The organism is Arthrobacter sp. FW306-2-2C-D06B, from assembly GCF_021789175.1.
Lineage (GTDB): Bacteria > Actinomycetota > Actinomycetes > Actinomycetales > Micrococcaceae > Arthrobacter.
In genome coordinates this window covers 875,681-896,234 of the sequence record NZ_CP084560.1, presented here as the reverse complement: position 1 = coordinate 896,234, position 20,554 = coordinate 875,681, and the positions used below count along the sequence as shown (strand labels likewise).

Here is a 20,554-nt window from a genome sequence, read left to right as displayed (position 1 = left end):
TCGCTACGGGCACAAGCCGTCACGGAGTCCGTGAGGCCGTCTCCTTGCCGCTGACTCGCGCAGTGTTGTCTGCCCCGTAGGTGAAGACCATGTAATTGGACGAGGTAACGTCGCCGTTGGCGTCGAACCCGATGGTGCCGGACTCGCCGTCGTAATCCGGGAGCTTGCCCCCCTTCAGCACCTCGACGCAGTCCTTGTACGACGCACAGGACGCCCGTTCTTTCGTTGCCGCTTCGCCCGACGTCGGACGTGTCCCGCCGGACACGGTGGTGAGCCAGGCCGCGATCGAACCGCCGGCGTCGTCGCCCGCCGCCGCGGCCGCGAGCGCCGCGAGGGTGACGGCGTCGTACGTTTCGGCCGCGTACGTCGTGTCCTTGAGCTTGGGGTCGATGCCCGTCAGATCGGCTTGGAACGCCGCACTCGGGAAGACACCCGGAAGTATCCCCCGCGCGCCATTGAGGCCACCGGCACCGAGCGCGGTTCCGTATTGGCGGATGGCACCGTCGCTCAAAATCAGGCTCTTGCCGCTCAACCCGGCATTCAAGAGCTCGGCCAGGGCGCCTTGGGCACCATCACGGGCAACCACGACGACGGCGTCCGGAGTGCCGGACTTGATGCCCGCCGCGGCGGGAGCTGCTTTGCCGGCCGTGAATTCCGTGTTGGACACTGCCTCCATTCCAAGGCTGCGGGCAGCGTCCATGACCGCTCCGGAAACACGAGTGCCGTAGTCCCCGGCTTCATGGAGGACGGAAATCCTCTTGGCGCCGCCGTCATGGGCAAGCTTCGCCAAGACGCTCCCCTGTGCGGCATCGGCGGCCGAGGTGCGGAAGTAGAAGCCGCCGTTCCTGTAGCTGCTGAGTCCTGACGCCGTGTTGGCAGGCGAGATCAGCGGAATCCGGCCAGGAGACAGCACATCAATGGCGGCGGGCGCATGGCTGGAATCCGTCGGCCCCACAACGACGTCGGCGTGGGCTGAGAGCAACGCTTTGGCTTGCGTGGCTGTATCGGCCGTAAAGGCCGCCGCGCTGGCCCCGTGGCTGGCGCTGATGCCTTCGCCGGCCGCGGATTCCGGGAGCAACTCGACCGGGCGGTTCTTGTAGCCACCTGCATCATTGATTTGCTTGACGGCCAACCTGGCGGCTGCCAACTCGGACTCGTTGAGGAATGCGGAACTGCCGGTATTGTCCAGAATCACGCCGATGCGCAGGATGCCGTCGCCGCTCGGGGTAACCGAGCTGAGCCTGGCGTTAGCCACGGGGGCGGAACATCCGGCCAGTCCAAGGGCCAGGGCTGCAAAGCCTGCAAGAAGAGGAATTGCCCGGGACCGGCGCCCTCGGAGGGGCTGGGTTCCAAAAGGCCGGAACAGCCCTGTTGCCGCAACACCCACTAGATAAGCCGCACGCTTTCTGCCTGCGGGCCTTTCTGGCCCTCGCCCAGTTCGAAGTCGACCCGTTGTCCTTCTTCGAGCGCACGGAACCCATCCATCTGGATGGCGGACCAATGCACAAAGATGTCGTCACCGGACTCATCGACAGTGATGAATCCGTAGCCCTTTTCGGCATTGAACCATTTGACGGTTCCCAAAGCCATGATCCCCACACTTTCAACTAGCAGTGGCCGGCTTCCGGGATCTCCGGGCCAGCTCACAACTACTGTAACCACAGTCACGTTGCCGCAGCGCAACCTCGGGTGGTGGGTGGCCGCAATGTTATTGAGGCGTAACCGAGTTGCTACTTGTAACCGGGGCCGAGAATGACAACCACGGGCTGCTGGAATTCGGTGCTGTCCACAAGGTTGGAAATGCCCAGCAATTTACCGAGCGCTTCGGCATTGCCCTTCTGGGCTGCGCCCTTGTAGAAAACCGACGACGTCTGCTGGGGCATGCCACCCCAGTTTGCGACGGTGGACAACGGCCAGCCTCCACCTTGAACGAGGCCGGCCACGCGGGCAGCCAGGCCACCGGTGGTGGTGCCGTTGTAGACCGCGACTGCCGCCGTCTTGTCCAAGGGCGCCGTGCTCGGGGTCGGCGTCGGCGTGCTGGAAGGTGTGTCGCTCGGGCTTGGCTGGCTGGACGCCTGCGCGGCGCCGCTTGCGGGTGGTGACGCCGCGGCGCTTTGCTTGGGGGCATCCGCGGTGACGACGGCTTGCGGCGTCGTCGATGAGGTGAATCCAAGCTTCGGAAGGATGAGGAACGCAACAAGGCCTACGGCCAGCGCGATGCCGCCCAGCAGCAGCACCGGCCATAGCGCGGGACGGGAAGCGGACGCGACGAGCCTGTGGACACCTTGGCGCGATGAGCTCTGCGGGACACGGTCGAATTCATCCCGGGCAAATTTGGTCATGGTGAAGCCTTGTCCTTGCTGCTTGCTTGCTGGGGGATCAGCGGGTGCTCTATGCGTCAGAACCGAGACGACGCGCTGTGCGGGCCCTCTGACGTGACATACGTAGTCTACGCAATCTCTTGACCAGCATAGGATCGTGAGCCAATGCTTCCTCAGTGTCGATGAGGGCATTGAGCAGCTGGTAGTAGTGGGTCGCGGAGAGATCGAAGAGTTCCCTGACGGCCTGTTCCTTGGCCCCGGCGTACTTCCACCATTGCCTCTCCAGGGCGAGCATCTGCTGTTCACGTTCGCCGAGCGGCGAATCGCTGCGGAGTCCGGCGGACAGGTCTTCGAGTACCAATCCAGTTGCTTCGGACGCCATGGGTTCCCGTGCGGGTTCTGCCACGACACACTCCTTCGACGCATTGACTGAAAAATGTCCCTCGCCCATGGTAACGGGCGAATAACATCCATGTCATTTGCCCCGCCGCCCTTGGGAGCCGCTTTCCCCGGAGCCCCAGGACAGGGACAATGACTGGGTGGCAGGCGAAGAAGCGTTATTCGAGCTTGAATCCGAGGATCACTCCGCCGAGTTCGAGACACTCCCGAGAATGGCTTTGGCGGACCTCATGGCGCCGGACTGGGCCGACGCGCTCTCTGACGTCGAGGACGAGTTGCGCTCGGTGCTGGCCTTCGTGGCGGCCGAGGCAACACGCGGAACCCACGTGCTTCCTGCCGCGTCCAACCTCCTTCGCGCCTTCCGGCAGCCTCTTGCCGACGTCAAGGTGCTTATCCTGGGCCAGGACCCCTACCCGACGCCGGGACACGCCGTCGGGCTCTCTTTCGCGGTTTCCGGGCCAACCCGGCCCATCCCCCGCAGCCTCTCGAACATCTACCGGGAGATGGAGTCCGATCTGGGGCTACCGCCGCGGGTCCACGGCGATCTTTCGGCCTGGACGGGACAGGGTGTACTCCTCCTCAACAGGGTGCTCAGCGTCGCGGCCGGTGCGGCCGGCTCCCACCGGGGCAAAGGCTGGGAGGCGATCACGACGGCGGCCGTCACCGCCGTCGCCCGGCGCCGCACTGCTGCCGGGCGGCAGAGTCCGCTCGTCGCGATCCTATGGGGCAAGGACGCCGAAGCAGTGCAGCCACTGCTTGAGGGCGCCCCGGTGATCTCTTCAGCGCACCCCAGCCCGCTCTCCGCGTCGCGTGGTTTCTTCGGCTCGCGCCCGTTCAGCCGGGCCAACGCCCTGCTCCGTGCGCAAGGCGCGGATCCCGTCATCTGGGAGCTTCCACCACTGCCCTAGCTTAGGCTTGCCTACATGACATCTTTGCCCGCGACGTCGTCTGCATCCCGCAATACCCGCCCCCAAGTGAACCTGACTGTGCTGCGCACGGAACAGCTTTCGCCCCAAATGGTGCGCATCATTGCTGGCGGACCCGGTTTTGCCGGCTACGCGAACAACGACTTCGTGGACCGGTATGTGAAGATCGTGTTCCCGCAGCCCGGCGTCAACTATGAGCTGCCGCTGGATCTTTGGGCCATCCGCGAGACCATGCCCCGCGCACAATGGCCTTACACCCGCACGTACACCGTCCGTTGGGTCGACCAGGCCGCGCAGGAACTGGCAATCGACTTTGTGGTCCACGGCGACGAGGGCCTTGCCGGCCCGTGGGCCCTGGCGGCCCAGCCCGGAGACACCCTTGTCTTCACGGGTCCCGGCGGCGGCTACAACCCGGCGCCCGACGCCGACTGGTACCTTTTCGCGGGCGACGACGCCGCGCTCCCGGCGATTGCCGCCGCGATCGAATCCCTGCCGCCCGACGCCAAGGGCCTTGCCTTCCTCGAAGTCGATAGCGACGTCGACATCCTTGCTATCGGGGCGCCCGACGGTGTGGAGCTGCGCTGGCTGCTTCGCTCCGGAGTCCCGGCCGGATCAAGCACGATCCTCCTTGATGCCTTGGGCGATGCGGAGTGGCTGCCCGGCCGGGTCGACGTGTTTGCGCACGGTGAGCGCGGCTACATGAAGGGGTTGCGGGACATCTTCTTCAAGCAGCGCGGTCTGGAGCGTTCCCAGGTATCACTTTCCGGATACTGGGCCCAAGGGCGGGTGGAGGACGACTTCCAGGCGGAGAAGAAACTCCCGATCGGGCAGATCTAGGGCTTGGCTTAGCGCCGGCGGACGCGGCGTCGCTCATTGCTGGCAAGCCCCTTGGTCAGCGGCCGGGCAAGGTTGTCGCCCAGCACAATTCCTGCGGCCACGCCCAGCACGATCGCTCCCGCGTTGAGCATGCCGCCCGAACCCAGCAGGACGTCTGCTTCCTGCACCGTCAATACATACATGGAACGGAATATCTTCAAGCCCGGGAGCAGGATGAGGGCTGCCGGGACTGCCACCACCAGCTGCGGGGCTCCGAGCCTGAGTGCCACCATGCGGGCGAGAAGACCAATGACCACGGCGGAAATCGCCGGCGAGAGCCGGTCTCCGAAGCCGAGGTTGGAAGCCCCCCACAAGACGAAGTAACCCACCAAGCCCACTGCCGCCGTCGGGAGCAGGAGTTTGAGCAGGGTCTGTTCGGTGATGCCAATGGCAATCACACCGATGGCGATCAGGATCGCCTGGCCCCACAAGGGATACGCCTCGGGGAATGTTTGCGTGACATCGATCGCGACGCTGCCGATGAGGTCACCGACAACCACCGCGACGGCGATGCCCGCAACGATCGCGCCGAACGTCAGGATGGTGGACAGGAAACGTCCGGCGGCGGTCACGGGGAATCCGTTGATGGCGTCTTGCACCGAAGAGACGAGCCGACCCGTTGGCAGGAGCAGGAGAATGCCGCCCGCCACGACGATGGACGGCGGGATATCCGCCCCGGCCCAGTGGAGCATCAGTGCGATGAACGTGACCAGGAAGGAGCAGGCCGCTGTCACGAAGAAGTCAGGCGTGCGCCACTTGCCCAGTTGCCGGGCCACGAGGTTGACGAGCATGTTGGAGACGAAAGCCAGGGCGGACGCTCCAAGTCCCCCGCCCAGGACTCCGACGAAAACAGCGGAGAAGACGCCGAATGCCATGGTGACCATCCACCGCGGGAAGGGCTTGCTGCTCCGGATGATGTCATCCAGCCGCCGCACTGCCTCGGCCCTGCCCACACCGCCCGCCACGATGTCCGTGACGAGCTGGTGCACTTGGGCCAGGCCAGCGTAGTTGTTGGTCCAGGAACGGACGACGCGGAGCAGGGTCAGCGGGGTCTGGTCCTTGGGCGCGTAGTTGATCTGGACTGACTGGTTGGTGATGTCGACTTCGATGTTCTTCAGCCCAAGTGCGGCCGTGACCGCGATGATGCTGGTCTCGACCTCCAAGGCGCCGGCTCCATAGCGAAACATGGATTCTGCCATGTGCAACGCGAAGTCGATGGTCTTGCGGGCCGAAGCATCAACGCCGCCCACGTGGATGATGGGGTTGGCGTAGGGACTGCCCGCCAGGCGATCGACGATGCTCATTGGGGCGGTGGGAGGATTCTCGCCCTGTACGAGCCTGCGAAGCATGCGCTTGGCGTTGACATTCTGGCGCACCTGGGATGGCTTCAGCGGCTGCGTCTTGGGCAAGCCGTCGGTGTTGGGCCTGCTGTCGGGGCGGTCAGTCACGCGGGTGTTCCTCCAAAGGGCGGGTTTCCTCCAAATACGGTGTTTTACAGAGGCAGCGGACGGGTCGGCGCTGCGATCTTAGTAGAACTGCTGGCCGGTTCGGCGGGTGTAGACCTGCCGCGCGATACGTTCCCCGGCTGCGGTCCAAAGCTTGTACTTCAGCGGGCTGATGACCTGGTCATAGCAGCCGACGAAGTCGGTGACAGTCTTGCTGAAGCTTGTCTTGAACAGGCCAAGTCCGTGGAAGGGGTGTGAGGTGTCTTTGAGCCGGTCCGCGGGCGGGGTGCCGCAGAAATCGTACTCCGTGCAACCCAGTTCCTTGACCTGGTTGATGGCGGTCCACTGGACCAAGTGCGAATCGCCGTACTGCGCGCGCTTCTGCAGCGATCCGCCGTCCTTGTAGGTGCCCTTCCGGCCATAGTTGATGACGAAGGCTCCGACGGATGGGACACCGTTTTCGAAGACAAACAAGAGCCTGCCTTGGCCGCGTTCGATGAAGTTGGTCCAGAACTGGCGGTAGTACCCGAATTCACGGACGCGAACTTGGGACTTCGCCTCGACCGTGTTGGTCATCAGCGCATACATGGACCGGAAGTTCTCTTCGGTCGGTTCCATGGTGTGCACTTCAACGCCTTCGCGGATGGCCCGGCGAACCGCGTTGCGGCCGCGGGAATGCAGGTTGCGCAAAAGCTGGTTCTCCTCGGGAGAGATGTCCAGCAAGGCTGTGGAGTCGTTCGGTTGCAGGTTGGGGGTCTTCACCAGTCCGGTGGCCTCAATCGCGTCCCGCGCTTCGCCACTGAGGACGATGTCCGGCTCGATTTTCACGGCGAAAACCCCGAGCTTGTCCCGCCTCACGAATTCCCGATTGGCCTCGATGATCCCTGGAATGTCCTCGACGCCGGCAACGTCAGGGCCCTTGATGAGGTACCAGAGCTTGCCGAGCAGTGGAAACGACTTCTCCAAGACCAGGTTGTAGCTGCTGTACTCCTCGGTCTCGTACACGAGATGCAGGGGCTTCCAGCCGAAGTGCTGCTTCACGTCTGCAAATGCCTCGGATTGGAGGAGGTTGCCGCCGTTGGGATTGGCCGTGACGTGTTTGTCCCAGTGTTCGATTTCCTCGGCGGTGGCAAAGCGTGCCGTAAATTCTCGCAAGGGGGCCGTGTCCAATCAGTTGCTTACTTGAGGCAGCAGGCGCCGGAGTGCGGCGCAGGCGTTCAGCCCCAAGTCTATCGGCCCCGAAGGAGAGCTACCGCCTGATCGGTCTCGGACGCCTTCAAACTAGCACCCTTCGGTTTCTCACAGGCACGGCAAAGGTTCCCCAAAGTCCGCAACTATTCCGGCGGCGGAAAGTGGTTATAACAAAAACCGAACCAGGAGGATCCGATGATCGTCTACCGCCCCATTCCGCCGCTCTCCACCGGCCGGGGGAGTCTTTGGTCAGTGTTGGCGGCCATGGCGTCCGCTGCACTGCTGGGCCCGACTTGGCCGTCTGGCTCAGGGCCCAAAGCCTTAGGGCCCGGCACGAACCCACAGGAAGCATAGGGATGTGGAAAGCGCTCCAAAAGGGACTGACCATCACGGTAGGCGCCGGAGCTGTCGCCGCCGCAGTAGCGCTTGGCTTGAACGGCCCGCTGGTATCGCCTGTCCAACCGCCCGCCGCTGTCCAGGTTCCCACCACTATTGAGGCGTCGGTCGGTGTCCAGGCCGCAGACAGCGAAGCATCGAACGGCAATGCGCCCGCGCCGCGTCAAAATGCAGCACAGGGTAGCCAGCAATCGCACGACGGCCGACGATTACGGTCCGGGAAGTAGAGAAGCGAATGACCTTGCACGTTGATCGTCGCCCGCGCGGTTCAGGGCGTGCCGCAGCCTCTTCTGCCGGAGCGTTCCCGAGGTTTTCCGCAGCTCTCGTTCTCTGGCTGATCGCAACCGGCGCCATGGGAGTCTGTGCTCTGGCCGGAATAAGCGCTCCGCAGCCGCTCCGCTTCAACCTACCGCTGATTGCCCATGGTTCCGGCCTTCTTGCCGGATACGGCGTGACAGTCATGGTGGTGCTGATGTCCCGGGCCCCCGTGCTTGAGCGAGGAGTTGGAGCGGACAGACTGGCCCGTTGGCACGGATTCGGTGGCCGGGCCATCTTCTGCCTGATTCTTGTTCATGCGCTTGCGGCGACCTGGGCCTGGGCAATCGGCCAGAAGCTTGGCTTTTGGACTGCCGCCACGAACGTCCTCAACATGCCCGGCCTCTACGCGGCAGCGATTGCCACGGCGCTCTTTGTGGGCATCGCTGCCCTTTCGGCTCACGCCGTCCGACGGAAAATGAGCTACGAGGCATGGCACTTGATCCATCTGCTCACCTACGTAGCCATCGCTTTGTCCTTTTCCCACGAGTTGGCAGGCCCGGATCTGGCCGGATTCCCGGCGGTCCAAGTTGCTTGGAGCTTCCTTTACACCTTCAGCTTTGGGCTGCTGCTGAGATACCGCGTCCTGGAGCCCGTCATGCAGGTGTGGCGGCACCGTCTCCGCGTCGAGCGTGTCCTCGACGAGGGCAATGGAGTTGCAAGCATCATCCTTCGCGGCCGTCACCTGAATGAACTGAATGCGGAATCAGGCCAGTTTTTTCGATGGCGGTTCCTGTCCCGGAAGACATGGCGATCGTCCCATCCGTTTTCGATTTCCGCCGCTCCCCACGACGAGTTTCTGCGTATTACGGTCAAGGCCGTGGGCGATGGCACCACCCTCATCCACTCCATTCGTCCGGGGACCAGGGTCTTGGCAGAGGGTCCTTACGGCGCCATGACCGACGGGCGCCGTCGAGGCCGCGGAGTGCTCCTGATCGCAGGTGGCGTGGGGATCACCCCGATGCGTGCGCTCTTCGAGAGCCTGCCCGTCAACGGCAGCAACTTGGCGCTCCTCTACCGCGCCTCCTCGGATGAAGAGGTGCTATTCCGTGAAGAACTCGAACAGATTGCCAGCTACCGCGGAGCGCAGCTGATCCTCGTGATTGGCCCGGCGTCCGATCCGCGCACCACCATCAGCCCGGAAAACCTGAGGAGCGCTTTCCCGGATCTGGCTAGCCGTGATGTCTTCATCTGCGCGTCCCCTCGATTCTCAGGGGCTGTGCGGGCGGCCCTGCTGCAAGCAGGCTTGCCCCGACGGCAACTGCATCAGGAGGACTTCACCTTCTAGTCGCGGAAGGTTCCGATTCCGGCGGCCCAAGCCTTCCGGCGTCGATCGCTGGAGGTGGTGTCGTCAGCATTCCACGACGTTGACCGCGAGGCCGCCCATGGCGGTTTCCTTGTACTTGGAGGACATGTCCTTGCCCGTCTCGCGCATGGTCACGATGACCTCGTCCAGCGAGACGCGGTGGGTGCCGTCGCCCCAGAGCGCCATCTTCGCGGCGTTGATGGCCTTCGCCGCGGCGATCGCGTTGCGTTCGATGCACGGGATCTGCACGAGCCCGCCGATCGGGTCGCACGTCAGGCCCAGGTTGTGTTCCATCGCGATCTCCGCCGCGTTCTCCACCTGTCCCGGGGAGCCGCCCATGACTTCCGCCAGGCCGGCGGCGGCCATCGAAGACGCTGAACCCACTTCGCCCTGGCAGCCCACTTCGGCGCCGGAGATCGAGGCCTGCTCCTTGTAGAGCACCCCGACGGCACCCGCGGCGAGCAGGAACTTCACGATCGTCTCGTCGCGGTCCTGTTGCGTGGCCTTGTCCATGCCCGGGGCGAAATGCAGGGCGTAGTACAGCACGGCCGGGATGATCCCGGCGGCGCCGTTCGTCGGCGCGGTGACCACGCGTCCGCCCGACGCGTTTTCCTCGTTCACGGCCAGCGCGATGAGGTTCACCCATTCCTGCCAGTACTTCGGATCCCGGTAGTCAGGGTCCTGGTCTTTGGTTTCCTTCAGGAGCCGCTCGTGCCAGTCGGGAGCCCGACGCCGGACCTTCAGTCCGCCGGGCAGCACGCCTTCGCGCTTGAGGGACGTCTCGACACAGGCCTCCATGACAGAGTAGATGTGCAGCAGGCCTTCGCGGATTTCCTCTTCGGTCCGGGAGGCGCGCTCGTTGATGAACATGATGTCCGAGATGCCAAGCCCCTTGGAGGAACAGCGGCCCATGAGTTCGGCGGCCGTGCGGAAGGGCAGCGGGAGTTCCTTCTTGGACTCCTCCAGTTCCTTCTGGGCTGCGTCCTCTTCGCCTTCGCGGACGATGAAGCCGCCGCCCACGGAAAAGAACGTGGCCTCGTGGAGCACCTCGCCCTCGGCGTCGCACACGGAGAACTTCATGCCGTTCGTGTGCCGGGGCAGGACCGTGAGCGGGTGCAGGATCATGTCCGCTTCCCCGTACGGGAGGGACACCCCGGACTCGGGATCGACGGCGCCGCAAAGGTTCAGCGTGCCGGTTTCGGCGATCGAGGCGAGCCGTTCCTCCACTTCCTCGGGGAGGATCTCCTCGGGGTGGTAGCCCTCCAGGCCCAACAGCACAGCGGTCATGGTGCCGTGCCCGCGGCCCGTAGCAGCCAAGGAACCGTACAGGTCAACGCGCAGGGACGCCACCCGTTCCAGGGCACCGGACTCCTTGAGCTCGCCCGCAAAGACCGCAGCAGCCCGCATCGGCCCCACAGTATGCGAACTCGAAGGACCAATCCCAATAGAGAAAAGATCGAAGACGCCAACAGCCATTGTCGGTTCCTAACTAGGTGAGTGGTTGGGTGGGGAGGGAGCCGGACATCCTCTGCATGCTCGGTCGCGAAGACGCCCGCTGCGCGGACGTGACGCTCCCTTAGACGCATGCTGCCGGATGCCCAGCCCCCTCCGGGCCCGGAGAACCTCAGCTGAGGTTCGCAACGCCCGGGTAGAGCGGGTGCGCGGCGGCGAGTGCCTCCACGCGGTGACGTAGACCGGAGAGGTCGGCGTCGGCGTCGGCGATCAATGCCTCGGCGATGATGTCCGCAACTTCGCGGAACGCCGCTTCACCGAAACCGCGCGTGGCTAGTGCCGGGGTGCCGATCCGCAGACCGGACGTCACCATCGGCGGCCGCGGGTCGAACGGAACCGCGTTGCGGTTGACGGTGATGTCGATCGCCGCGAGGCGGTCTTCGGCCTGCTGGCCGTCGAGCTCGCAGTTGCGCAGGTCCACGAGCACCAGGTGCACGTCCGTGCCCCCGGAAATCACGGAGATCCCCTTGGCAGTGACGTCGTCCTGGACGAGGCGCTCGGCCAGGATCCGGGCTCCGGCCAGCACGCGCTCCTGGCGTTCCTTGAACTCTTCGGAGCCGGCGATCTTGAAGGCCACGGCCTTGCCCGCGATCACATGCTCCAACGGACCACCCTGCTGGCCCGGGAAGACCGCGGAGTTGATCTTCTTGGCGATGTCGGCGTCGTTGGAGAGGATGATGCCGCCGCGCGGACCGGCGAGGGTCTTGTGCGTCGTCGACGTCGTGACGTGCGCGTGCGGGACCGGGGACGGGTGCAGACCGGCGGCCACCAGGCCGGCGAAGTGCGCCATGTCCACCATGAGGTACGCGCCCACGAGGTCGGCGATGCGGCGGAACTCGGCGAAGTCCAGCTGGCGCGCATACGCGGACCAGCCAGCCACGATCAGCGCTGGCTTGTGCTCGAGCGCCAGGCGCTCCACTTCGGCCATGTCGATCCGGTGGTCCTCTTCCCGGACCTGGTACGGGATGACGTTGTACAAGCGTCCGGAGAAGTTGATCCGCATGCCGTGGGTCAAGTGCCCGCCGTGCGCCAGGTTCAGGCCCATGATGGTGTCGCCCGGCTTGATGAGGGCGTGCATCACCGAGGCGTTTGCCTGTGCGCCGGAGTGCGGCTGCACGTTCGCGTACCCGGCACCGAAGAGGGCCTTCACCCGGTCGATGGCCAACTGCTCGATGACGTCCACGTGCTCGCAGCCACCGTAGTAGCGCTTGCCCGGGTAGCCTTCGGCATACTTGTTGGTCAGGACCGAACCCTGCGCCTGCATGACAGCCACGGCAGTGTGGTTCTCCGACGCGATCATTTCCAGGCCCGAACGCTGGCGGTTCAGCTCATCGTCGATCTTTGCCGCGATCTCTGGATCCAGCTCGGACAACACCGTGTCCAGGCTCGGCGAAACTACCTGCTCGAACACAATGTTCTCGGTGCCTGCGGCCCCGGTTGCGGCGCTCACAGCTCGCCACCGTTCTTGGAAGCGTATTCCTCGGCGGAAAGCAGCGGACCGTCGGACTCGGCGGCGACCTTGAAGAGCCACCCCGCACCGTACGGATCGTTGTTTATCAGGGCAGGATCGTCGACGACGGCGGAGTTCACTTCCGTGATCTCGCCCGTCACCGGGGAGTACAGGTCCGAGACGGACTTGGTGGACTCAACCTCGCCGCAGGTCTCCCCCGCAGTCACAGCGGAACCGACCTCGGGCAAGTCGACGTACACGATGTCGCCGAGGGCATCGGTGGCCACGGCCGAGATACCGACGGACACAAGGTTGCCGGCTTCGCGGGCAACCCACTCGTGCTCGTCGGAGTACTGGAGTTCAGGTGCAACTTTTGCCATGTTTTTTCCTTTGCGTTGGTCTAAAAAAACAGTTGTGGTCAGGTTGGGTGGCGGATAACGGAATTCCTCGGCGTGCTCGCTCGTGCCTCGCTTAGACGCACGCTGCCGGAATCCCGTCACCCGCCCTCCGTCAGTTCAGTTTTCGGGGCCAACAGTTCCGGAAAAGAACGCTGGCCCTTTCGGGTTTTAGTCGGTAACCCGTGGTTCCCGTGGGCCGATTCAGTTTCCGCGGGCCCAAGCTGCGGCAGGTGGCCCATCATCCAGCACCTTTGGCTTTCGAAAGCGAACCAAAGGTGCCGGACTGAAACTGAACCCGCGGTGAGCTGATTCGAAGGTGAGCTGGACGGCCCCATCGGGTGCCGGCATCCGGCAGCATGCGTCTAAGGGAGCGACACGTCCGCTTAGCGGGCGTCTTCGCGACCGAGCATGCAGAGGATGTCGGACCCGACGGGCTAACGCAACCACGGTCACGCAACCCGCCGGGACCGCGGCTCCCAGCCACCCCCCGGATCCGACGGGCCTAAGGCGAGACGACTTACTTGACTCGCTTGTAGAACGGCAGTGCGACAACTTCGAACGGCTCGGACTTGCCGCGCAGGTCTACGTCCAGGGCCGTGCCTGGCTCGGCGTGTTCGACGTCGACGTAGGCAAGCGCGACCGGGTAGCCGAGCGTGGGGCTGGGCTGGCCGGAGGTGACTTCGCCGACCACTATGCCGTCCTTGAGGACCGGGTAGTGGCTGCGACCGGCGCGGCGGCCCAAGCCCTTGAGGCCAACCAGCTTGCGGCCGCTGGTTGAACCGGCGCCTGCGGCCTTCAAGGCTTCCAGGGCGGTGCGGCCTACGAAGTCGCTTTCCTTGGCGAGCGAGACAACGGGACCCAGGCCTGCCGAGAAGGGGTTGCCCTCGCGGGAGAGCTCGTTGCCGTAGAGGGGCATGCCGGCTTCGAGGCGCAGAGAGTCACGCGAGGCCAGGCCGGCGGGGATCAGCTCGCCGTCCTGGGCAACTGCCGCGATTGCTTGCCACAGGGCGGCGGCGGCATCGTTGTCCACGAAGATTTCGAAGCCGTCCTCGCCCGTGTAGCCGGTGCGGGCGAGCAGCAGTTCCGTGGTGCTCCCGGCGAAGGCGAAGGGCACCTCGACGGCGGCGTAGTACTTGAGTTCGGTGACCAGCGAGTGCTGTTCCGCCGGGACCAAGCGGAGGAGGATTTCTTCCGCCTTGGGACCCTGGACGGCGATCAGGGAGGTTGCCGCGGAGGCGTCCTCGACGACGACGTCAAAGTTGGCAGCCCGCTGCGCCAGTGCCTCGGCCACAACCTTGGCGTTGCCGGCGTTCGGAACCACCAGGAACTTGGCATCGCCGCGACGATACGTGATGAGGTCGTCGATGATGCCGCCGTCTTCCTGGCAGATCAGCGAGTACTTGGCCTTGCCAATCGACATGGCGGAGATCTTGCCCACCAAGGCGTAGTCCAGGAATGCCGCGGCTTCCGGACCGGTGACCCAGACTTCGCCCATGTGGGAGAGGTCGAACAGGCCCGCGGACTGGCGGACTGCGTGGTGCTCGGCCAGTTCGGAGGAGTACTTCAGGGGCATCTGCCAGCCACCGAAATCGGTGAAGGAAGCGCCGAGCTTCTTGTGCTCTTCGTAGAGCGCAGTGTAGTTCTCAGTCATCGTGAGGAGTCCTTTAGTTCTCGAAGGCTTCGATCGGAGGGCACGAGCAGACCAGGTTACGGTCGCCAGCGGCACCGTCGATGCGGCCTACGGGCGGGAAGTACTTGTCCTGCTTGAGGTGGTGGACCGGGAAGACGGCCTGCTCGCGGGAGTATTCACGGTTCCAGTCCGAGGAGACGACGGCGGCCGCGGTGTGCGGTGCGTGGCGCAGCGGGCTGTTCTCCACCGTGAAGTCGCCGTGGGCAACCTGGTCGATTTCCTTGCGGATGGTGATCATGGCTTCGATGAAGCGGTCGATCTCGCCGAGGTCCTCGGATTCGGTGGGCTCCACCATCAGGGTGCCCGCGACCGGGAACGCCAGGGTGGGAGCGTGGAAACCGTAGTCGATGAGGCGCTTGGCCACGTCCTCCGCGGTGACGCCGGTCTTGGCCGTCAGTTCGCGCAGGTCAAGGATGCACTCGTGGGCCACGAGTCCGCCTTCACCGGTGTAGAGAACGGGAAAGTACTCGTTGAGGCGCGAGGCGATGTAGTTCGCAGCAAGCAGCGCGGACTTCGTGGCTTCGGTGAGCCCTTCGCCACCCATGAGCTTTACGTAGGCCCAGGAAATCGGGAGGACACCGGCCGACCCGAAGCGTGAAGCCGAGATCGGAACGTCGTTGCCTTCGTCCCAAGCCGCGGCATTGCCGGGCATGAACGGTGCAAGGTGCGCCTTGGCCGCGACCGGGCCGACGCCCGGCCCGCCGCCACCGTGCGGGATGCAGAAGGTTTTGTGCAGGTTCAGGTGGGACACATCGCCGCCGAACTTGCCGGGCTGGGCCAGGCCGACCAGGGCGTTCAGGTTGGCGCCGTCGATGTACACCTGGCCGCCGGCCGCGTGCACGGAGTCGCAGACTTCGCGCACGTCGGCGTCGTACACGCCGTGCGTGGACGGGTAGGTGATCATGATGGCCGAGAGAACGTCCTTGTTGGCGTCGATCTTGGCCTGCAGGTCCGCGTGGTCGATGGTGCCATCGGCAGCCGTGGCAACCACCACCACCTTCATACCGGCCAACACTGCCGAGGCGGCGTTGGTGCCGTGGGCGGAAGCCGGGATGAGGCAGACGTTGCGCTGGATGTCACCGCGGGAGTGGTGGTAGCCGCGGATAGCCAGCAGGCCCGCGAGTTCGCCCTGGGAACCGGCGTTGGGCTGGATGGAGACCTGGTCGTAACCGGTGATCTCGGTCAGCTGGGATTCCAGGTCCGTGATGAGCTCGCGCCAGCCTTCGGTCTGGGAATCCGGGGCGAACGGGTGGATCGAGGCGAATTCCGGCCAGGAGATGGCTTCCATCTCTGCGGTGGCGTTCAACTTCATGGTGCACGATCCCAGCGGGATCATAGTGCGGTCCAGCGCCAGGTCGCGGTCCGAAAGCTTGCGGATGTAGCGCAGCAGCTGGGTCTCGGAACGGTGGGTGTTGAACACCGGGTGCTGAAGGTAGTCGGAAGAGCGCTCGACGGCGGCCTCCAGGGCGAAACCCGCGCCGTCACCGGACACCGTGGCGCCGAACGCCGCAGCGACGTCGGCGAGGACGGTCGCCGTCGTCGTCTCGTCAACAGAGATTCCTACGGTGTCGGCGTCGATGGCGCGCAGGTTGATGCCCTTGGCCTCGGCAGCAGCAACGATCCCGGCTGCCTTGCCCGGGACGCGGACGGTGACGGTGTCGAAGAAGCTGCCGTGCAGGACCTCAAGGCCGGCGGCCTTCAAGGACGCAGCCAGGGTCCGGGCGTGGTTGTGGGCGGTCTCGGCGATCGCCTTCAGGCCATCGGGGCCGTGGTAGACGGCGTACATCGAGGAAACGATGGCCAACAGGGCCTGCGCGGTGCAGATGTTGGACGTCGCTTTCTCGCGGCGGATGTGCTGCTCGCGGGTCTGGAGCGCGAGGCGGTAGGCCGGAGTGCCGGCGTCGTCCTTGGAAACGCCCACCAAGCGGCCCGGCATGGAGCGCTCGAGGCCCTTCTGGACCGCCATGTACGCGGCGTGCGGGCCGCCGAAGAACAGCGGCACGCCGAAGCGCTGGGTGGAGCCGACGGCGATGTCGGCGCCCTGCTCGCCCGGAGGCGTGATCAGGGTGAGGGCGAGGAGATCCGCGGCGACGGTGACGAGCGCGCCGCGTTCCTTGGCGGCGGCGATCACGGCGGAGTGGTCGAACACCCGGCCCGAAACGCCCGGCTGCTGCAGCACGATGCCGTTGATGTCGCCGTCGGGCAGGCCCTGGGACAGGTCCGCGATCTCCACCTCGAAGCCCAACGCCTCGGCGCGGCCCTTCACGATAGCGATGGTCTGCGGGAGGCAGTCGGCGTCGAGGACTGTCTTGCCGTCGTGGGCCGTCTTGTTCTTGTTGGCGCGGCGCATCATGAGGACCGCTTCGGCGACGGCGGTGGCTTCGTCCAGCAGGGAGGCATTGGCGATGGGCAGGCCCACGAGGTCCTGGACCATCGTCTGGAAGTTCAGCAGGGCTTCGAGGCGGCCCTGGGAGATTTCCGGCTGGTACGGCGTGTAGGCCGTGTACCAGGCCGGGGATTCGAGGATGTTGCGGCGGATCACCGGCGGAGTGACGGTGTCGTAGTAGCCCTGGCCGATCATCTGCACGGCCGTCTTGTTCTTGGCCGCCAGCTTGCGAAGTTCAGCCAGAACTTCCACCTCGCTGAGGGCGTTCTGGAGCCTGAGTGCGACGTCCTGGCGGATGTCATTGGGAACCGCGGTGTCTACGAGCGAATCGACACTGTCGTAACCAACCGACTTGAGCATGATGTCAATGTCGGCCTGGCGGCGGGCGCCGATATGCCGGTCTACGAACGTAGTGGAGGTTGAACTAACCGTCACGAAGGAACTCCATTAATAAGGCGGCGCAGGGTACGCCACAGCTAATCGGGTTCCTCCCCGCTCTGTATTGGACCTGAGAGTTTCCGCGAATCCGTGCTTGTGGCACTGTTCCGCTTGCACCGTCGGTGAGCACACGTCAGCGTACTGCTTTCCAGAGTTGCCTTGCCGCGGCGGTGCGTGGGCCTGAGAGATTCCTGGGGAGGATTTGCTCCTACGGCGCCTGCATCACATGCCTGCAGGACTCTCCCGCCGCAGATCAAAGGCGTATTCAGTTATGTGAATCAGATCGTGGTTGCCGGTGACGGCTGCCACAACTCTCAATTGTCCTATGGACTGCCCGCGTCCGCAAATATGGTCACCGAGCCGCCCGACTTTCCCAACTGACTCGCACTTTTTGTCGTTTTGGAGCCTCAAAACGACATCTACTGCGAGTCAGTTGGGCCGCCGCTCAGTCACGGAGGCGTTCGACGGCGGCCAGCAGCGCACCGACGTCGGCGCTTCTCGCGCTGGCCTTGACTTCCGTATCACCGGCGCCGCCTTCAAGCATTGCGTTGAAGTAAAGTCCATCGCCCATGTACCGGACCGCTTTGGCCATTTCGGGCCCCACTTCCTCGGCGAGGACATCGAGCCATTGTTGCTGGATCCCGGCGAAACGCCTGCGGGTTTCTTCATGGGCTACTTCCGCGAGGCGCGTCGCCGCCACAAACACCCGGTCCAAGGGAGTATCCGCCCACAGGGAAGACTTGATAAAGAACGCGGCGGCACCTTCGGGGGCTGCCTTCATTGCCTCGATGTCCAGCGCGGCCAGCCCGTCCATGCGTTCGAGCAAGGAACCGATCATGGCTTCCTTGTTCGGGAAATGGTAGAGCAGTCCGCCCTTGGATACGCCTGCGCGCTTGGCGACGGCGTCCAGGGTGGCAGCCCGCTCCCCCACCTCGATCAGCAGGGCTTCAAAGGCATCCAGGACAGCGTCCCGGGCAATAGGTTTTCGCGGCATGGTGTCCATCATCCCTTAGTTCGATGTTGCCAATTTTATGAGTCGAATTGAAACTATACCGTCCAGACGGTACAGTTATCTTCATGTTCAGCCCGTCCACAACCCAGCACCCCCGTACCCCTTCGATCCAATCCGCCCCGTGGCGCGATTGGGCTGCCCTCGCACTCCTGATGTTCCCCGTGTTGCTGGTGGCTGTGGACAATACGGCGCTGACATTTGCCCTTCCGCAAATCGCCCGTTCGCTGGAAGTCGGGGGCGTGCAGCTGCTATGGGTCGTCGATGCCTATGCGCTTGTGCTTGCCGCACTCTTGGTGTCCATGGGAAACCTGGGAGACAGGATCGGCCGCCGCCGCTTGCTGTTGACCGGCAGCACCGGGTTCGCCGCCGTTTCCGCGGCCACCGCCTTCGCGCCATCGGCTGAATGGCTCATCGCCGGACGTGCCGGCATGGGCATCTTCGGAGCCATGCTCATGCCGTCCACGCTGTCCTTGATCCGCAACATCTTCCCGGACCCGAGCCGCCGTCGGCTCGCCGTCGCTGTATGGGCCGCCGGATTCTCCGGCGGCGCCGCGCTCGGGCCGATCTTCGGCGGCTGGCTCGTGGAGCACTTCTGGTGGGGAGCCGTGTTCCTGGTTGCGGTGCCACTGTTGCTGCCCCTGCTCGCCTTCGGCCCGTCCCTCATTCCGGAGTCCAAGGATCGCAACCCGGGCAAGCCGGACGTGCCCAGCGTCGTGCTGTCCATCTTGACCATGGCCCCCGTGGTTTATGGAATCAAGGAGGCCGCCGTGCACGGTTTTGGCCCCGGGTCCGCGGCCTTCATGGCATTCGGCCTGGCCATGGGAATCGTCTTCGTGCGCCGGCAGCGCTCTTTGGCATCGCCGATGTTGGATGTACGGCTTTTCCGGAACAAGGTCTTCAGCACTGCCATCACGGCCAACGTCTTGTCCCTTTTCTCCATGACGGGCTTCATCTACTTCTTCGCGCAGCACTTGCAGCTCGTGGAAGGCCAATCCCCGATGCAGGCGGGTATCGCGATGGTTCCGGCACTGCTGGCCACCATGGTGGCGGGCCTGGTGGTGGTTCCACTCGTCAAGCGGATCCGCCCGGGCCTGGTGGTGGCATCGGGGCTGGCACTGAGCGCGGTTGGATACCTCGTGGCCTCCCTGGGCAACCACAGCCAGGGGCCCGGGTATCTTTTGACGGCACTCCTGCTGCTGGCCATCGGGGTCGGTTCGGCGGAGACCATCTCCAACGACCTGATCCTCGGCGCGGTTCCCGCCGACAAGGCGGGTGCGGCATCGGCGATCTCGGAAACGGGTTACGAACTCGGATCATTGCTGGGCACGGCCGTGCTCGGCTCCATCCTGACAGCGTCCTACCAACACCACTTGCTGCTCCCGGGCGAATTGTCCGGCCACGCAGCCGAACGCTCGCGGGAGACGCTCGCCGGAGCCATGGACGTTGCGGCCACGCTGCCCCAGCCATTGGGCGACGCCCTGGCCACCGCCGCGCGTGCCGCCTTTGAATCGGGCGTCCACATCACGGCGGCGATCGGGCTGGTATTGATGGCGGGAGCGGCAGTCCTTGCCGCCGTCGTGCTCCGACGCGTGCCCACCGCAAAGTAAGGCTGAGTCTAGACAGCCCGGTTCAAGGCAGCATCAGGCGAGCTGAAACTACGGGTAATTCCGCCCAAGGTAGCGGTGGCAAGCGTCGAGAGGTAGTCGTGCCGGCGTCGGGCAGTAATGCGCGATTGGGGCTCGAAGGATTGCCCGGGATCGTCCGCGTAATGCGCGGACAGCCCATCGCGCATGAGGCGGATGCCCTCGGCGCGCTGTTGTGAGACCGCAGCGTGCGTGGAACCGAGTTCCTCGGCGAGTTCCTTGACGGTCCGCCCGCCGAAGTAGATCTCCTCGACGACGTACCGCATCTTTTCCGGCAGGGCCGCGACGGCGGCGCGAAGGTACTTGAGGCGCTCATCGGCCAAGACCGAGTGCTCCGGGGAGATGGTGTCGGCCGCGACGGTGTCCACCACGACGTCGTCCAGCGGCGACAGCGTCCGTGCGGCGTCGGCCAGGGCGGCTTCCACCACGCTGCGTTCGACACCCAGGGCTGATGCGGTTTCGGCGACCGACGGCGTGCGGCCAAGGAGGCCGGACAGCGTTTCCTGGACCGACATGGTTTCCTTGATGCGTTTGCGCGCAGAGCGCGTGGCCCAGTCGCTGGCCCGCATCTCGTCCGCAAAGGCTCCGACGATGCGGCGGCGCGCAAATGCGCCGAAGGGGACTCCGAGGTTCGGATCGAAGGAATCGGCAGACGTTATCAACGCCACGGACCCTACCGATGCGAAATCGTCGCGCGACAAATGAGAAGCTCTCGCGCAGAGCTCCGACACCAAGTAGCCAACGAGTGGCAAGTGCTGCAGCACCAACTCGTTGCGTTCTTCGCGATTCAAATTAGTCCCCCCATGAGACCTGTTTATTGAGTTGCCAAGCCTGATTCCAAGGGCTTCAT

General features: G+C 64.6%; 18 protein-coding genes and 2 riboswitches. Of the genes, 5 read left to right on the top strand and 13 right to left on the bottom strand.

Going from position 1 to position 20,554, the window contains the following annotated elements:
- Positions 1-19: 19 nt before the first annotated feature.
- The 4 genes from LFT47_RS04405 to LFT47_RS04390 all read right to left on the bottom strand — a co-directional run bounded on the left by LFT47_RS04405 (position 20) and on the right by LFT47_RS04390 (position 2,727).
- Positions 20-1,255 (bottom strand): ABC transporter substrate-binding protein, encoded by a 1,236-nt coding sequence (locus LFT47_RS04405; protein WP_236815660.1) that lies wholly within the window; start codon positions 1,253-1,255, stop codon positions 20-22.
- Between the two features lie 131 nt (positions 1,256-1,386).
- Positions 1,387-1,590, bottom strand: a complete 204-nt coding sequence (locus tag LFT47_RS04400; protein WP_059388209.1) for a cold-shock protein — start codon at positions 1,588-1,590, stop codon at positions 1,387-1,389.
- Positions 1,591-1,730: 140 nt separating this feature from the next.
- Positions 1,731-2,342: a LytR C-terminal domain-containing protein gene (locus LFT47_RS04395; RefSeq protein ID WP_236815659.1), complete on the bottom strand. Its 612-nt coding sequence runs from the start codon at positions 2,340-2,342 to the stop codon at positions 1,731-1,733.
- Between the two features lie 49 nt (positions 2,343-2,391).
- A complete protein-coding gene (locus LFT47_RS04390; protein WP_059388211.1) occupies positions 2,392-2,727 on the bottom strand; it encodes a DUF3263 domain-containing protein in 336 nt (111 codons plus the stop codon).
- A gap of 133 nt (positions 2,728-2,860) precedes the next feature.
- Here LFT47_RS04390 and LFT47_RS04385 point away from each other — a divergent pair, with 133 nt between their 5' ends.
- A complete protein-coding gene (locus LFT47_RS04385; protein WP_236815657.1) occupies positions 2,861-3,628 on the top strand; it encodes a uracil-DNA glycosylase in 768 nt (255 codons plus the stop codon).
- A gap of 15 nt (positions 3,629-3,643) precedes the next feature.
- Positions 3,644-4,483 (top strand): siderophore-interacting protein, encoded by an 840-nt coding sequence (locus LFT47_RS04380; RefSeq protein ID WP_236815655.1) that lies wholly within the window; start codon positions 3,644-3,646, stop codon positions 4,481-4,483.
- A gap of 8 nt (positions 4,484-4,491) precedes the next feature.
- On the opposite strand, the gene LFT47_RS04375 is transcribed toward LFT47_RS04380, so the two are convergent.
- Both LFT47_RS04375 and LFT47_RS04370 read right to left on the bottom strand, forming a co-directional pair.
- The gene (locus tag LFT47_RS04375; protein ID WP_236815653.1) at positions 4,492-5,970 is read right to left on the bottom strand and encodes a threonine/serine ThrE exporter family protein; all 1,479 of its coding nucleotides are present in this window, start codon (positions 5,968-5,970) and stop codon (positions 4,492-4,494) included.
- A gap of 78 nt (positions 5,971-6,048) precedes the next feature.
- Positions 6,049-7,122 (bottom strand): lipid II:glycine glycyltransferase FemX, encoded by a 1,074-nt coding sequence (locus LFT47_RS04370; protein ID WP_236815651.1) that lies wholly within the window; start codon positions 7,120-7,122, stop codon positions 6,049-6,051.
- 392 nt (positions 7,123-7,514) lie between these two features.
- On the opposite strand from LFT47_RS04370, the gene LFT47_RS04365 reads away from it, so the two are divergent.
- Both LFT47_RS04365 and LFT47_RS04360 read left to right on the top strand, forming a co-directional pair.
- Complete coding sequence (locus LFT47_RS04365; protein WP_236815637.1) at positions 7,515-7,781, top strand: hypothetical protein; 267 nt, start codon at positions 7,515-7,517, stop codon at positions 7,779-7,781.
- Between the two features lie 8 nt (positions 7,782-7,789).
- Positions 7,790-9,157 (top strand): ferredoxin reductase family protein, encoded by a 1,368-nt coding sequence (locus LFT47_RS04360; RefSeq protein WP_236815636.1) that lies wholly within the window; start codon positions 7,790-7,792, stop codon positions 9,155-9,157.
- 63 nt (positions 9,158-9,220) lie between these two features.
- Here the strand turns inward: LFT47_RS04360 and LFT47_RS04355 are convergent, their stop codons facing one another.
- The 6 genes from LFT47_RS04355 to LFT47_RS04330 all read right to left on the bottom strand — a co-directional run bounded on the left by LFT47_RS04355 (position 9,221) and on the right by LFT47_RS04330 (position 18,043).
- On the bottom strand, positions 9,221-10,651 hold the full coding sequence (locus LFT47_RS04355) for an L-serine ammonia-lyase (RefSeq protein ID WP_236815634.1): 1,431 nt from the start codon (positions 10,649-10,651) through the stop codon (positions 9,221-9,223).
- A 148-nt stretch (positions 10,652-10,799) separates the two neighbouring features.
- Positions 10,800-12,137: a serine hydroxymethyltransferase gene (gene glyA, locus LFT47_RS04350; RefSeq protein ID WP_272909609.1), complete on the bottom strand. Its 1,338-nt coding sequence runs from the start codon at positions 12,135-12,137 to the stop codon at positions 10,800-10,802.
- Positions 12,134-12,517 carry a glycine cleavage system protein GcvH gene (gcvH, locus tag LFT47_RS04345; protein WP_236815627.1) on the bottom strand — a complete coding sequence of 128 codons (384 nt, stop codon included), beginning with the start codon at positions 12,515-12,517 and terminating at the stop codon, positions 12,134-12,136. Before gcvH ends, glyA begins: the two co-directional genes overlap by 4 nt.
- A 535-nt stretch (positions 12,518-13,052) precedes the next feature.
- Positions 13,053-14,186, bottom strand: a complete 1,134-nt coding sequence (gene gcvT, locus LFT47_RS04340; protein ID WP_236815625.1) for a glycine cleavage system aminomethyltransferase GcvT — start codon at positions 14,184-14,186, stop codon at positions 13,053-13,055.
- Between the two features lie 13 nt (positions 14,187-14,199).
- Positions 14,200-17,046 carry an aminomethyl-transferring glycine dehydrogenase gene (gene gcvP, locus LFT47_RS04335; RefSeq protein ID WP_236815623.1) on the bottom strand — a complete coding sequence of 949 codons (2,847 nt, stop codon included), beginning with the start codon at positions 17,044-17,046 and terminating at the stop codon, positions 14,200-14,202.
- A gap of 52 nt (positions 17,047-17,098) precedes the next feature.
- Positions 17,099-17,206: riboswitch (glycine riboswitch) on the bottom strand.
- Position 17,207: 1 nt separating this feature from the next.
- A riboswitch (glycine riboswitch) is annotated at positions 17,208-17,305 on the bottom strand.
- Positions 17,306-17,494: 189 nt separating this feature from the next.
- Complete coding sequence (locus LFT47_RS04330) at positions 17,495-18,043, bottom strand: TetR/AcrR family transcriptional regulator (protein WP_234751534.1); 549 nt, start codon at positions 18,041-18,043, stop codon at positions 17,495-17,497.
- A gap of 83 nt (positions 18,044-18,126) precedes the next feature.
- Between LFT47_RS04330 and LFT47_RS04325 the strand changes: the two genes are divergently transcribed.
- Positions 18,127-19,668 carry an MFS transporter gene (locus tag LFT47_RS04325; RefSeq protein ID WP_236815621.1) on the top strand — a complete coding sequence of 514 codons (1,542 nt, stop codon included), beginning with the start codon at positions 18,127-18,129 and terminating at the stop codon, positions 19,666-19,668.
- An 8-nt stretch (positions 19,669-19,676) separates the two neighbouring features.
- Here the strand turns inward: LFT47_RS04325 and LFT47_RS04320 are convergent, their stop codons facing one another.
- Positions 19,677-20,495 (bottom strand): sigma-70 family RNA polymerase sigma factor, encoded by an 819-nt coding sequence (locus tag LFT47_RS04320; protein WP_236815619.1) that lies wholly within the window; start codon positions 20,493-20,495, stop codon positions 19,677-19,679.
- Between the last annotated feature and the right edge of the window lie 59 nt (positions 20,496-20,554).

Coding starts and splice junctions, on each gene's coding strand:
- LFT47_RS04325 (WP_236815621.1), top strand. CDS start 18,127: ATGTTCAGCCCGTCCACAACCCAGCACCCCCGTACCCCTTCGATCCAA.
- gcvT (WP_236815625.1), bottom strand. CDS start 14,186: ATGACTGAGAACTACACTGCGCTCTACGAAGAGCACAAGAAGCTCGGC.
- LFT47_RS04380 (WP_236815655.1), top strand. CDS start 3,644: ATGACATCTTTGCCCGCGACGTCGTCTGCATCCCGCAATACCCGCCCC.
- LFT47_RS04395 (WP_236815659.1), bottom strand. CDS start 2,342: ATGACCAAATTTGCCCGGGATGAATTCGACCGTGTCCCGCAGAGCTCA.
- LFT47_RS04360 (WP_236815636.1), top strand. CDS start 7,790: ATGACCTTGCACGTTGATCGTCGCCCGCGCGGTTCAGGGCGTGCCGCA.
- LFT47_RS04365 (WP_236815637.1), top strand. CDS start 7,515: ATGTGGAAAGCGCTCCAAAAGGGACTGACCATCACGGTAGGCGCCGGA.
- LFT47_RS04355 (WP_236815634.1), bottom strand. CDS start 10,651: ATGGCTGTTGGCGTCTTCGATCTTTTCTCTATTGGGATTGGTCCTTCG.
- LFT47_RS04400 (WP_059388209.1), bottom strand. CDS start 1,590: ATGGCTTTGGGAACCGTCAAATGGTTCAATGCCGAAAAGGGCTACGGA.
- gcvH (WP_236815627.1), bottom strand. CDS start 12,517: ATGGCAAAAGTTGCACCTGAACTCCAGTACTCCGACGAGCACGAGTGG.
- LFT47_RS04330 (WP_234751534.1), bottom strand. CDS start 18,043: ATGCCGCGAAAACCTATTGCCCGGGACGCTGTCCTGGATGCCTTTGAA.